The following is a 12,366-nucleotide window of genomic DNA, read 5'->3' as shown; positions in this document are numbered from 1 at the left end:
GTTTTCGTCTTCACGTCGTTCGACGCCTCTCCAGGCTTCCTTCCTTCTCCCAGCGCGAACGAAATTCCCGCGCGGAAGCGCGAAAACGGCTCACGCTCGGCCGTCGCATTTCTTCACACCGACCCCACGGTTCGGGCTTGCGAACGGCAGGCTTCTGGCTCACGACTAGGGCCTCCCGGCACCCTTTTGCCGAACCACAGCGGAGCCCTGGATGATCCGACGAGTCGAGACACGTAAGCAGGCGATGGAGTTTCTCGAGCGGGACCACGATGCGGTGGAACGCGACCGGGCGTCGGGCCTCACCACGCTCCGGGAGCAGGGCTACGTCCTGCCGACGGTCACCGAGGTGACCCATCGCGGCGAGCGCGAGTGGAACATCTTCAGCCGTCTGCTGAAGGACCGGATCGTCTTCATCGGGACCGAGATCGACGACTTCGTGGCGAACGCCGTCATCGCGCAGTTCCTCTTCCTCGAGAGCGAGGATCCGGACAAGGACATCCAGGTCTACATCAACAGCCCTGGCGGCATCGTGACGAGCGGCCTCGCGATGTACGACACGATGCAGTACGTCCGTTGCCCGGTCTCGACGATGTGCATTGGCCAGGCTGCGTCGATGGGCGCGGTGCTGCTCGCGGCGGGCCACAAGGGCCGCAGGTACGCGCTGCCGCACGCGCGCATGATGATCCATCAGCCCCTCGGCGGCGCGCGCGGCCAGGCGACGGACATCGAGATTCAGGCGCGTGAGATCAAGAAGATGAAAGAGACCTTGATCGACATCCTCGCCGACGCGACGAGCAAGAATCGCGAGGAGCTCGCCAAGGACATCGAGCGCGACTTCTATCTGAGCGCGCCGCAGGCCAAGGAGTACGGCCTGATCGACGAGGTCTTGCCGAAGCGCATCAAGGGCACGCCCCAGGCTTTGTGAAGCAGGATCGCGACGCCCGCCCGCGGAGGGCAGGCGGGGGCGGGGAGCACGCGGCCCGGGCTATGAGGAGCCGCGTGAAAGGGGACGCGCCTTGGACGAAACCAATCCGTCCGTACGCGTCTTGCCGTGTCGTGGGTGGGACTTGCGGTCAGATGAATGCGCCCCGAGGTGCATGAAATGCACGCCTCGCGCCGCCTGGAGCCGTAGGGACGGGCGGCGACCGAGCGCGCGAAGCACGAGCGTTAACTTGCGGGTCACAGGGTAGGGGACTAGAATCCGCTCACGGCGATACGCTGGAAAAACGCGGATTTTCAGCATCGTTTTCGTCGTCGAGCGCCTCGGTGATCGCCTCTGCGGACACCGGGAACGCTCGAATGAAAAGGGCCCTCAGCCGTTTCGGCGCGAGGGCCGCGGCGAGGCGAGAGAGGCGAGAGGCGAAGTGGAGCGAAGGCGGGACGATCACTCGAACGGCAATCTGAGCTGCTCCTTTTGCGGCAAATCGCAGAAGGAAGTGAAGAAGCTCATCGCTGGGCCGACGGTGTACATTTGCGACGAGTGCATCGGGCTCTGCAACGACATCATCGCCGAGGAGGTCGAGAAGGACGAGCCGTACGCCGGCTCCGCCCCGATCCCCAAGCCGGCCGATATCAAGGCCATCCTCGACGAGTACGTGGTCGGGCAGCACCGAGCGAAGAAGGTCCTCTCGGTCGCGGTGCACAATCACTACAAGCGCATCGACAGCCGGGTGCACGCGGACGACGTCGAGCTGCAGAAGTCGAACATCCTTTTGCTCGGTCCGACCGGCTCCGGCAAAACGCTGCTCGCGCAGACGCTCGCGAAGATCATCAACGTGCCCTTCGCGATCGCCGACGCCACGACGCTGACCGAGGCGGGCTACGTCGGTGAGGACGTCGAGAACATCATCGTCCAGCTCTTGCAGAACGCCGATCACGATGTCGAGCGCGCGCAGCGCGGCATCGTCTACATCGACGAGATCGACAAGATCAGCCGCAAGAGCGACAACCCGAGCATCACGCGTGACGTCTCGGGCGAGGGCGTGCAGCAGGCGCTCCTGAAGATCATCGAGGGCACGATCGCGAACGTGCCTCCGAAGGGCGGCCGCAAGCACCCGCAGCAGGATTTCCTGCAGGTGGACACGACAAACATCCTGTTCATCTGCGGCGGTGCGTTCGTCGGGCTTGATCAGATCATCCAGCGCCGCGTCGGGCAGAACACGCTCGGGTTCGGCGCCGAGATCAGGTCGAAGAAGGAGTTCAAGCTGGGCGACCTGCTCTCGCAGGTCCAGCCCGAGGATCTCCTCAAGTTCGGCCTGATCCCGGAGTTCATCGGCCGTTTGCCCATCATCGCGACGCTGCACGAGCTGAACGAGGATGCGCTGATCGACATCCTCACGAAGCCGAAGAACAGCCTCGTGAAGCAGTACCAGAAGCTGCTCGAGATGGACGGCGTGAAGCTCAAGTTCACGAAGGGCGCGCTCACCGCCGTCGCGCGGCAGGCGCTCGACCGCAACAGCGGCGCGCGTGGCCTGCGGGCCATCCTCGAGGCGGCGATGCTCGACATCATGTACGACGTCCCCTCGCGCGCGGGCGTGAAAGAGGTCGTCGTCAGCGAGGACGTCATCCTCAAGCACGAAGCCCCGCTGATCGTTTACCAGAAAGAAGCGGAGCTCGCTTAGCGCCGGGGGAGGCGCGTCCTCCCCCCAACTCCAATCCTCTTCCTCGCGTCGCCTCGCTCATCGTCACGAGCGAGCGATCACCCGTAGGCCCGTTTGCCCCGGCCCGCGCGCCGGGGCGAGAAAGACGTCGGATGTTCTTCAAGAACGACAGCGATCGCGGCAAGTCCGCCCCGGAGCGCGGGGTCGCACCCCTCCTGCCGCTCAGGGACATCATCGTCTTTCCTTATATGGTCTCCCAGCTCTTCGTCGGCCGCGAGCGTTCGATCGCCGCGCTCGACGAGGCGATGAACCGGGGCAAGGAGATCTTCCTCGCGGCGCAACGCAACGCCAAGACGAACGATCCGACGGCCGAGGACATCTTCGCCGTCGGCTCCGTCGGCGTGATCATGCAGCTCCTCCGCCTGCCCGACGGCACGGTGAAGGTGCTCATCGAGGGCAAGCGCCGGGCGAAGATCAAGAAGTTCGTCCAGTCGGACGCCTTCTTCCTCGTCGAGTACGAGGAGATCCCCGAGAAGGCCGCGTCGAGCGTCGAGGTCGAGGCGCTCATGCGGAGCGTGCAGAGCACCTTCGAGGTCTATGTAAAGCTCAACAAGAAGATCCAGCCCGAGGTGTTGATGGCCGTGCAGGCCATCGACGACGCCTCGCGCCTCGCCGACGCCATCGTCGCGAACCTGCCGACCATCAAGCTCGCCGATCGCCAGAGCCTGCTCGAGACGGACGATCCGAAGCAGCGGCTCGAGCGCCTCATCGAGCTGATGCAGGCCGAGATCGAGATCCTTCAGGTAGAGAAGAAGATCCGCTCCCGCGTCAAGAAGCAGATGGAGAAGACGCAGAAGGAGTACTACCTGAACGAGCAGATGCAGGCCATCCAGAAGGAGTTGGGCGGCGGCGAGCGCGACGAGTTCAAGAACGAGATCCAAGAGATCGAAGAAGCTTTGAAGACCAAGCGGATGAGCAAAGAAGCCACCGCGAAGGTCAAGAAAGAGCTGAAGAAGCTCAAGATGATGCACCCGACGAGCGCGGAAGCGACCGTCGTGCGCAACTACATCGACTGGATCCTCGACCTGCCTTGGTACGAGAAGAGCGAGGAGCGCTTCGACCTCGTCGAGGCCGAGAAGATCCTCGACGAGGACCATTACGGCCTGCGCAAGATCAAGGAGCGCATCCTCGAGTACCTCGCGGTCCAGGCGCTCACGAAGAAGCTCAAGGGCCCGGTGCTCTGCTTCGTCGGGCCTCCCGGCGTCGGCAAGACGAGCCTCGCGAAGAGCATCGCGCGCGCCACGGGGCGCAGGTTCGTCCGCCTCTCGCTCGGCGGCGTTCGCGACGAGGCCGAGATTCGCGGCCACCGCCGCACGTACATCGGCGCGCTGCCGGGCAAGCTCATCCAGAGCCTCAAGAAGGCGGGGACGAACAACCCCGTCTTCCTGCTCGACGAGGTCGACAAGATGTCGACCGACTTCCGCGGCGACCCCGCGGCGGCGCTGCTCGAGGTCCTCGATCCCGAGCAGAACCACGCGTTCAACGATCACTACCTCGACCTCGATTACGACCTCTCCGACGTGATGTTCATCACGACGGCGAACACCCTCGGCGGCATCCCGGTGCCGCTGCAGGACCGCATGGAGATCATCCAGCTCTCCGGCTACACCGAGTTCGAGAAGCTCAACATCTCGCTGAAGTACCTCATCCCGCGGCAGCGCAAGGAGTGCGGCCTCGAGGACCTGAGCATGGACTTCAGCGAGGGCGCGGTCCGGACGATCATCCACCACTACACGAAGGAGAGCGGCGTTCGCTCCCTCGAGCGCGAGATCGCCAGCGTTTGCCGCAAGGTCGCGCGCAAGGTGGTGAACGAGGGGAAGGAAAAGCCCATCGAGATCAGCGCGAAGAGCATCCCGAAGTTCCTCGGCGTGCCGAAGTTCCGGCTCGGCAGGCGCGCCGAGAAGGACGAGGTCGGCCTCGTGAACGGCCTCGCGGTGACCAGCGTCGGCGGCGATCTCCTGCCCGCCGAGGCCGTGGTCCTGCCCGGCAAGGGCAAGCTCGTGGTGACGGGCCTGATCGAGAAGGGCATGGAGGAGAGCGCGCAGGCCGCGATGAGCTACGTGCGCTCGCACCTCGAACGCCTCGGGCTGTCGAGCGACGCGTACCAGAAGGCGGATGTGCACGTGCACTTCCCCGACTTCGTGCGCAAGGACGGGCCGAGCGCGGGCGTGACGATGGTGACGGCCGTGTGCAGCGCGCTCATGAAGGTCCCCGTTCGCCAGGACCTCGCGATGACGGGCGAGGTCACGCTGCGAGGCCGCGTGCTCGCGATTGGCGGCCTCAAGGAGAAGCTGCTCGCGGCGCACCGCAGCGGCATCTCGACGGTCGTCCTGCCCAAGGAGAACCGCAAGGATCTGCGCGACGTCCCGCGCCGCGTGCTTCGCGCGCTCCGGCTCGTGCTCGTCGAGCACGTCGACGACGTCTTGCGCGAGGCGCTCATCGTGAAGGACCCCGAGGCGACGTTCGGCCCGCCGCACGCCCGCCTGGAGTACCGCGACGGCGAGCTCGTCACGCCGAACGGGTCGGCGGCTCCGTCCCTGCCGTCCCTCCCTGCCGATTCGCCCGCCGAACAGCCGGGCGCGTAAGCCCAGCGCTCTCCCTCCTCGTTTCCTCTCGTCTCCCTGCTGGCAAGGATCGCCGCGGCGCGCTAGTCGCTCGCCGCCATGATCCGACGAGCCCTCATCTCGGTCTACGACAAGGCGGGACTCCTTCCGTTCGCGCGCGCGCTCGCGGCGCGGGGCGTGGAGATCCTCTCGACCGGCGGCACGCTCAAAGCGCTCGCAGACGCGGGGCTCGCCGTCACCAGCGTGGAGTCCTTCACGGGCTCGCCCGAGGTGATGGGCGGGCGCGTGAAGACGCTCCATCCGCGCGTGCACGGCGGCATCCTCATGCGCGGCGACATCGATCAAGCCGATCTCGAGCGCCTCGGCGGCGCCCCGATCGACCTCGTCGCCGTGAACCTCTACCCCTTCACGCAGACCGTCGCGAAGCCGGGCGTGCTCCTCGCGGAGGTCATCGAGCAGATCGACATCGGCGGGCCCGCGATGGTGCGCAGCGCCGCGAAGAACCACGGGCGCGTCGCCGTCGTGTGTGATCCGGCCGATTACGAGGCCGTGCTCGCCGAGATCGAGGCGAGCAGCGGCGAGGTGTCGGCCGCGACGCGCCGCAAGCTCGCGGCCAAGGCGTTCGCGCACACGGCCGCGTACGACGGCGCGGTGTCGGCGTATCTGTCGTCGCTCGGGGATCCGGATCCGGCCGAGGAGAAGGCGCAGCCGAAGCGCGAGGCGTATCCGCGGTACCTGACGCTCACGTTCGAACGCGCGTACGGCCTCCGGTACGGCGAAAACCCGCATCAATCGGGCGCGTTTTATCGCGAGCGCGTGGCGCCCGAAGGCTCGCTCTCGCTCGCCGACGCGCTCGGCGCCGGCGGCAAGGAGCTCTCGTTCAACAACCTCGTCGACGTCGACGCCGCGCTCGAAGCCGTACGTGAGCACGAGCGGCCCGCGGCCGTCGTGGTGAAACACGCGAACCCCTCGGGCGTGGCCGTGGCCGATTCCATCGAGCGCGCGTATCGGCTCGCGCGAGACGCCGATGCCCTCAGCGCCTTCGGCGGGATCGTCGCGCTGAATCGGCCCGTCGATCGGGCGACGGCCGAGGCGCTCGCCGAGACGTTCCTCGAGTGCGTCGTGGCGCCTTCGTTCGCGGACGACGCGCTCCCGGTCCTCCGCGCGAAGAAGAACCTGCGCTTGCTCGCCACGCGCGTGCTCCTGCCGGCCGAGCTCGACGAGCTCACCTGGAAGCGCGTGGGCGGCGGCCTCGTCGTGCAGGGGCGCGACGCGACGGCGCGCGGCGAGGTCGAGAAGGCGCGGGTCGTCACGAGGCGCGCGCCGACGCCGGAGGAGCTCGCGGCGCTCGACCTCGCGTGGAAGGTCTGCAAGCACGTGAAGTCGAACGCCATCGTCCTCGCCAAGGACGGCCGCACGGTGGGCGTGGGCGCGGGGCAGATGTCGCGCGTCGAGAGCGTGCGCATCGCGTGCCGCAAGGCCGAGGCCGAGGCCCGCGGCGCCGTGCTCGCCTCCGACGCGTTTTTCCCGTTCCCGGACGGCGTCGAGCTTGCCCTCGAAGCGGGCGTCACCGCCTTCGTGCAGCCGGGCGGGAGCGTGAAGGACGCCGACGTGATCGCGGCCGCCGACAAGGCCGGCGCTGCGATGATCTTCACGGGCGTCCGGCATTTCCGGCACTGATCGCGCCGTCTCCCGCCCTGGCCGCCGCGCCGCCCCCGCCTCGCCAAACGCGCTGGCCTAGGCCTCTCGTGGTGTCCTTGGGCACCGCCGATGGATCCAGCCTCGCGGATCCCGGCAAAAAAAACGCACACAAAAATTTGGCCCCCCGATCTAGTTGTGCTGTTGGTGGCTTACAGCGTCGCGGCGGGGCGCCGCGGCGAGCGTCAAGGAGCGTGGCGGTGGCCGGGATCAGGGAGTCGTGCAGCGTTTGCGGGTCGGATTTCGACGTCCAGTTCCGCTACCAGATGGAGGAGCGGGGCGGCGGGTTCTCGTTCTACTGCTCCCAGAAGTGCCTGGAGAAGAGCCAGCTCGGCGGCGAAGGGCAGGGGGACAAGCTCGCGACGTGTGATGCCTGCGCGAAGCGGTTCCAGCCCGAGCTCGCGTCGCAGGTGATGTACCTCGGGGGCCGTCGCACCTACGCGTGCTCGATGCCCTGCCGGACCCAGCTCCAGCGCGAAGCGAGCGGCGTGCGGCTCGGCGAGATCGCCGCCGAGGTCACGCCGCAGGCCGTCGCGCCCTCGCCGCCTCCGCAGGCGGTGCCGCGGGCCGTGGCGACGCGCGCGTCGGGCCCGTCGAGCGCCACGACGTCTCCGAAGCGTGCTTCCTCGTCGACCTCGCCGGCCGTGGCCGTGCCCGTGGTGCCGCAGGTCGCGAACAAGCGGACGGCCCCGGGGGCGCAGGCCTCGCAGGCGACGCCCGCCGCGCCCGAGGCGCCGAAGGAGCCGGCCGCGGACGCGTCCGTGCCGCGGTACCTCGCCGTGTTCAACCACAAGGGCGGCACAGGCAAGACGACGACGGCCGTGAGCGTCGCGGCCGGCCTCGCGTCGCGCGGCAAGAAGGTCCTGCTCGTCGACACGGACGCGCAGGGCAACGTGTCCGTCTCGCTCGGCGCGAACGTCGAGCGCTCGCTCTACCACGTCCTCGTGATGGGCCTCCGGGTCGCGGACGCGACGCGCGTCGTTCGTCCGAACCTGGACCTTTTGGGCTCCAACGAGACGCTCGCCGCCGCGGAGCTCTACCTCGCGGGCCGGCAGAACCGCGACCGCGTGCTCTGCGAGCGCCTGAGCGCCGCCGCCGCGGGCTACGACTACGTCGTGCTCGACTGCTCGCCGAGCCTGTCCTTGATGAACCAGAATGCGCTCGTCTTCGCCGACAGCGTGCTCGTGCCCGTCGCTTGCGACTACCTCTCGCTCGTCGGCGTGCGCCAGGTCATCAAGACCGTGAAGAACGTGAACGCGCTCCTGCACCACCCGGTGCAGATCTGGGGCGTGCTCCCCACGCTCTTCGATTCACGCGCGAAGATCTGCCGCGAGGCCGTCACCACGTTGAAGCAGCACTTCGGCGATCGATGCCTCCCCCCGGTGCGCGCCGCGATGAAGGTGAAGGAAGCGCCGGCGCAGGGGCAAACGATCTTCGAGTACGCCGCCGGCACGCCTGCCGCGGAGGACTACGGCGTCGTCGTGGACCGCATCATCCAGAGCCGCGAGGGCGCGGCGAAGGGCGCGAAGGACACGAAGGACACGAAGCCCGCGCGAACCGCCGCAGCGACCGCTTAGGAGAGGACGATGAAGCACGAGGGCGAATTCTCCGAGGCCGCGCACGCGCTCCTCGATCGCGACGAGGTCGAAGGGGTCCTCTCCGGGGCGTTTTACACGCCCGCGGGGAAGCCGAGCGCGCGGGCGCCGAAGCCCGCCGCGGAGCGCCCGACGCATTACAAGGTCATCTGCATCTCGATGTACACGGACGACCTCGAGCGCCTGGACGAGATGGTCGAGGCCTTGAAGGCGCGCGGCTTGACCAAGGCGAGCCGCAGCGCGCTCATCCGTCACGCGCTCGAACAAGTTGATCTGGAGAAGGTCCCGAAGGGGATCTGATCCGTCCGCGGCTCGGCGCTTGCACCGCGCCGGGGCGATGTCGAACGCGCCCCTCAAGCCACCCCCCCAGGATCTCGGCGAAGTCCCTGCGACGCCCACGATCGACGAGCAAATGCCGCCGTCCGGCGTGCGGAAGATGCTCGACGCCTTCGAGGAGCGAGACCTCTCGCGCATCCGGTGGAGCTCGGTGCTCGCCGGCCTCTTCCTCTCGCTCGGCACGCTCGTGCTCCTCGGGCTGCTCGGGTTCGCGACCGGCGTGTCCGTCCTCGATCCGAGCGGCCGCACGTCGCTCGAACGCCTCGCTACGGGCATGGCCTTGTGGATGGGCTTCGCCTCGCTCGTCGCGCTCTTCGTGGGCAGCTACGCGGCGGCCAAGCTTGGCGGCGCGATCCGCCGCGGGGACGGCGCGCTCGCGGGTGTGCTCACCTGGGCCGTCTCGCTCGCGCTGCTCGTGTTCGTCGTCGGCAACGGGGCGCCGCCGTTCTTCGGCACGGAGGAGCTCGGCCGTCCGACCGGCTTCGAATCCGCGATCACGTTCGCACAGCGGACCGAGCCCTTCCCCCCGTCGTTCCGTTTCCAGCACGGCGAGCTCATCCGCGCCGCGTGGCTCAGCTTCGGCGGCGCCGTGATCACGCTCCTCGCGGCGACGTTCGGCGGCGCGCTCGGCGCCGTGGGGCGCCGTCGCGGCGGCGCGCTCCCACCGGCGCCTCGGCCTTCGTCGGGGGATCAGATCCCGATGTACTGATCCGTTGGTGCAGAAACGGAAGCCGCGACATCTTCCAGGCTCGCCCAGAAGTCTGCGAGATCCGGCGGCAGCGGCGCCTCCACGCGGAGCCGGCGCCCCTCGTCCGCCGGGTGATCGAGCTCCAGCACCGCCGCGTGCAGCGCGTGCCGGTCGAGCTCGAGTGTCTCGCGATCCTCGTCCGTGAGCAGGCCGTCCGCGCCGCGGGCGAAGAGCTCGTCGTCCGGCCCGTACAGTTTGTCCCCGACGACCGGCGTCCCACGCGACGCGAGGTGCACGCGGATCTGGTGCTGCCGGCCGGTCTCCAGCGTGCAGCGCACGAGCGCGTAGAGCCGCCCCGTCGCCGGGTTTCTCCGCCTCCCGAGCACCGCGCAACGCGTGGCCGAGGGAAGACCCTCGCCGGGCCGGGCGACGCGCATCTTCACGCCGTAGCGGCTCGTCGGATCGAGCTCGAGCGGTGCCTCCACGCGAAAGGCATCCTCTTCGTCCGCGCCCCAGGTGATCGCCAGGTATTCCTTGTGCACGCTGCGTTCTTGCGCGCCGGGCCGCGTCGCGCCGCGGGCGAACTGCCATTTCACCTGCCTGTCCGCCTCGCTCGTCCGCGCGAGCAAGAGGACCCCGCTCGTCTCCCGGTCGAGGCGGTGCGAGAGCATGAGCCGCTCGCCGTCGCGGGCGTTTTCGAGGAGCTTGACCACGGTGCTCTGGTGGTACCGCGCCGTGGGATGCACGGGGATGCCGGCGGGTTTGTCCACCGCGAGCAGGTGCGCGTCCTCGTGCAGGATGCGCAGCGTGACGTCGGGCGCCTTCTCGTCCCACGGCGGGCGCCAGAGCAGGATGAGCTGCTCGGGCTGCACGCGGTCGTTGCCGCGCAGGCGGCGCGCATCCGGGGCGTAGGCGCCGAGCGCGATGATCTTCTGGGCGCGGGTTCGGCTCGTCCGCCTGAGCTGCGATTGCACGAACCGGTCGAGCCGCATGCCCTTCGCCTCCGGGGGCACGCGGAGGATGGAGACGACGGACCCCTCGGGCACCTCGTCCGGGCGTACGACCTTCATCCCTCGCCCGAAAGGGCCTTCCGTGGCGCCGAGCTCGTGCGCGCTGATGCGCGTCATGGCGGGGCATCTTAGAGCACGGACCGGATCGGCGCCGCGAGTTCGCGCAGTGAGCTCACCTCGAGGGGGTGAATCGGCCAGGCTCCGCTGGACGACGGGGTGCGGGGCGAAGACTGGCTTGTCCAGGCGAAGCCCCGAGCGGAAACCACGGACGCGAGGCATCCCCCGCGGGACACGAGTCGTGCTACACCCGCCCGCGCATGGACATCCTCTTCGTCGCTTCCGAGATCGCGCCGATGGTGAAGGTCACCGGCCTCGCCGACGTCGTCGCGTCGCTCTCGAAGGCGCTCCGGCTCCTCGGGCACAAGGTCACCCTCGCGCTGCCGCGTTACCCTGGGATCGAAGCCTCCGGCGTCATGATCGCGCGGCGCCTGACCCCGCTCGTCCTCACCATGGGCGGCGAGCGCGTCGAGGTCACGGTCTTCGACGGGCGGCTCGGCTCGGGCGTGGAGCTCGTGCTCTTCGACGTCCCGGGGCTCTTCAGCGAGGGCCCGTCGCGCCTCGCCGACGAGGACGAGGGGGATCTCGCGGCCGCGCGGCGGTACGGCGTGTTCGCGCTCTCCGTCGTCGAGCTCGTTCGCCAGCGCGCGCTCGCGGGCACGCCGTTCGAGGTCGTCCACGCGCACGACTGGCCTGCGGCGCTCGTCCCGTACCTCCTGCGGGATCGGGAGGGTGACGCGCGCCCGGCCTCGGTGCTCACGCTGCACGACCTCGCGCGCCAGGGCCTCTTCCCGCGCGAGGCGCTCCGGGTCATCGGCCTCGGCGACGAGCACTTCCAGCCTTCGCTCCTCGAGTTTTATGGCAAGGTGAGCTTCCTCAAGGCGGGCCTGCTCGCTGCCGACGCCATCACCACGGTGTCGCCGACGTATGCCCGCGAGATCCTCACGCCCGACCACGGCGAGCGGCTCGACGGCGTGCTCGCGACGCGCGCGAAGGAGAGCGAGATCGTCGGCATCGTGAACGGCATCGATTACGCCGTGTACAACCCGATGACCGATCCCGCGCTGCCTGCGCGGTACGACGCTGAGGACACGACGAACAAGGCGCGCTGCAAGAGCGCGCTCCTCGCCGAGCTCGGGCTCCCGATCGACATCGAGCGCCCGCTCGTCGTCTCGGTCGGCCGCATCTCCACGCAGAAGGGCGGCGATCTGCTCGCCACCGCGCTGCCCAAGCTCCTGAAGAGCGACGTGACCGTGGTCGTGGCGGGCGCGGGGGATCGCGCGATCGTCACGAAGCTCGAAGCCGCGATCGGCAAGGCCCCCGAGCGCGCGCGTCTCCTCGGCGACGCCGCCGAGCCGCTCGTGCACCGTCTGTTTGCGGCCGCGGACATCGTCCTCGTCCCCTCGCGTTACGAGCCCTGTGGCCTCGTGCAGCTCTACGCGCAGCGTTATGGCGCGCTCCCGGTCGCGTATCGGACCGGCGGCCTCCTCGACACGATCGTCGATTGCGACGCGGCGCTCGAGACCGGGACGGGGTTCTTGTACGACAAACCCACGTCGACGCACCTCGTCGGCGCGGTGCAGCGGGCCCTCGCGGCCATGGCCTCGCCCCGCTGGCCGGCGCTCCGGCGCCGCGTGATGCGCCTCGACCTCGGCTGGGATCGCCCGGCGCGCCGCTACGTGCACGTGTATCGCTCGGCGATGTCGAAGCGCGTCCCCTAGTCTTCGCCGAGAAGATGCGGCGAGCGGACGCTTCGTA

At 68.7% G+C, this 12,366-nt stretch carries 9 protein-coding genes; 8 read left to right on the top strand and 1 reads right to left on the bottom strand.

Annotation, left to right across the window (positions count from 1 at the left end):
- Positions 1–211 precede the first annotated feature (211 nt).
- The 7 genes from E8A74_RS05610 to E8A74_RS05580 all read left to right on the top strand — a co-directional run bounded on the left by E8A74_RS05610 (position 212) and on the right by E8A74_RS05580 (position 9,562).
- A complete protein-coding gene (locus tag E8A74_RS05610; protein ID WP_136927878.1) occupies positions 212–925 on the top strand; it encodes an ATP-dependent Clp protease proteolytic subunit in 714 nt (237 codons plus the stop codon).
- 439 nt (positions 926–1,364) lie between these two features.
- Positions 1,365–2,621, top strand: a complete 1,257-nt coding sequence (clpX, locus tag E8A74_RS05605) for an ATP-dependent Clp protease ATP-binding subunit ClpX (protein ID WP_136927877.1) — start codon at positions 1,365–1,367, stop codon at positions 2,619–2,621.
- A gap of 131 nt (positions 2,622–2,752) precedes the next feature.
- Complete coding sequence (gene lon / locus E8A74_RS05600; RefSeq protein WP_136927876.1) at positions 2,753–5,245, top strand: endopeptidase La; 2,493 nt, start codon at positions 2,753–2,755, stop codon at positions 5,243–5,245.
- 78 nt (positions 5,246–5,323) lie between these two features.
- Positions 5,324–6,904 (top strand): bifunctional phosphoribosylaminoimidazolecarboxamide formyltransferase/IMP cyclohydrolase, encoded by a 1,581-nt coding sequence (gene purH, locus E8A74_RS05595; protein ID WP_136927875.1) that lies wholly within the window; start codon positions 5,324–5,326, stop codon positions 6,902–6,904.
- A gap of 218 nt (positions 6,905–7,122) precedes the next feature.
- Positions 7,123–8,499 carry a ParA family protein gene (locus E8A74_RS54570; RefSeq protein ID WP_232379389.1) on the top strand — a complete coding sequence of 459 codons (1,377 nt, stop codon included), beginning with the start codon at positions 7,123–7,125 and terminating at the stop codon, positions 8,497–8,499.
- 9 nt (positions 8,500–8,508) lie between these two features.
- Positions 8,509–8,817: a ribbon-helix-helix domain-containing protein gene (locus E8A74_RS05585; protein WP_136927874.1), complete on the top strand. Its 309-nt coding sequence runs from the start codon at positions 8,509–8,511 to the stop codon at positions 8,815–8,817.
- A gap of 37 nt (positions 8,818–8,854) precedes the next feature.
- The gene (locus tag E8A74_RS05580; RefSeq protein WP_136927873.1) at positions 8,855–9,562 is read left to right on the top strand and encodes a hypothetical protein; all 708 of its coding nucleotides are present in this window, start codon (positions 8,855–8,857) and stop codon (positions 9,560–9,562) included.
- Here the strand turns inward: E8A74_RS05580 and E8A74_RS05575 are convergent.
- Positions 9,544–10,668, bottom strand: coding sequence for an RluA family pseudouridine synthase (locus E8A74_RS05575; protein WP_136927872.1), 1,125 nt, complete (start codon positions 10,666–10,668; stop codon positions 9,544–9,546). The genes E8A74_RS05580 and E8A74_RS05575 overlap by 19 nt on opposite strands.
- A 200-nt stretch (positions 10,669–10,868) precedes the next feature.
- Here E8A74_RS05575 and E8A74_RS05570 point away from each other — a divergent pair, with 200 nt between their 5' ends.
- Positions 10,869–12,329, top strand: a complete 1,461-nt coding sequence (locus tag E8A74_RS05570) for a glycogen synthase (protein ID WP_136927871.1) — start codon at positions 10,869–10,871, stop codon at positions 12,327–12,329.
- Positions 12,330–12,366 lie beyond the last annotated feature (37 nt).

The organism is Polyangium fumosum (assembly GCF_005144585.1).
GTDB lineage: Bacteria > Myxococcota_A > Polyangia > Polyangiales > Polyangiaceae > Polyangium > Polyangium fumosum.
The sequence above is the reverse complement of the archived record's forward strand: the minus strand, read 5'-3'. Positions and strand labels throughout refer to the sequence as shown.

Bases quoted from the DNA above. Each gene is read 5' to 3' on its own strand.
- E8A74_RS05610 (WP_136927878.1), top strand. From the start codon at position 212: ATGATCCGACGAGTCGAGACACGTAAGCAGGCGATGGAGTTTCTCGAG.
- lon (WP_136927876.1), top strand. From the start codon at position 2,753: ATGTTCTTCAAGAACGACAGCGATCGCGGCAAGTCCGCCCCGGAGCGC.
- E8A74_RS05585 (WP_136927874.1), top strand. From the start codon at position 8,509: ATGAAGCACGAGGGCGAATTCTCCGAGGCCGCGCACGCGCTCCTCGAT.
- E8A74_RS05580 (WP_136927873.1), top strand. From the start codon at position 8,855: ATGTCGAACGCGCCCCTCAAGCCACCCCCCCAGGATCTCGGCGAAGTC.
- E8A74_RS05570 (WP_136927871.1), top strand. From the start codon at position 10,869: ATGGACATCCTCTTCGTCGCTTCCGAGATCGCGCCGATGGTGAAGGTC.
- purH (WP_136927875.1), top strand. From the start codon at position 5,324: ATGATCCGACGAGCCCTCATCTCGGTCTACGACAAGGCGGGACTCCTT.
- E8A74_RS05575 (WP_136927872.1), bottom strand. From the start codon at position 10,668: ATGACGCGCATCAGCGCGCACGAGCTCGGCGCCACGGAAGGCCCTTTC.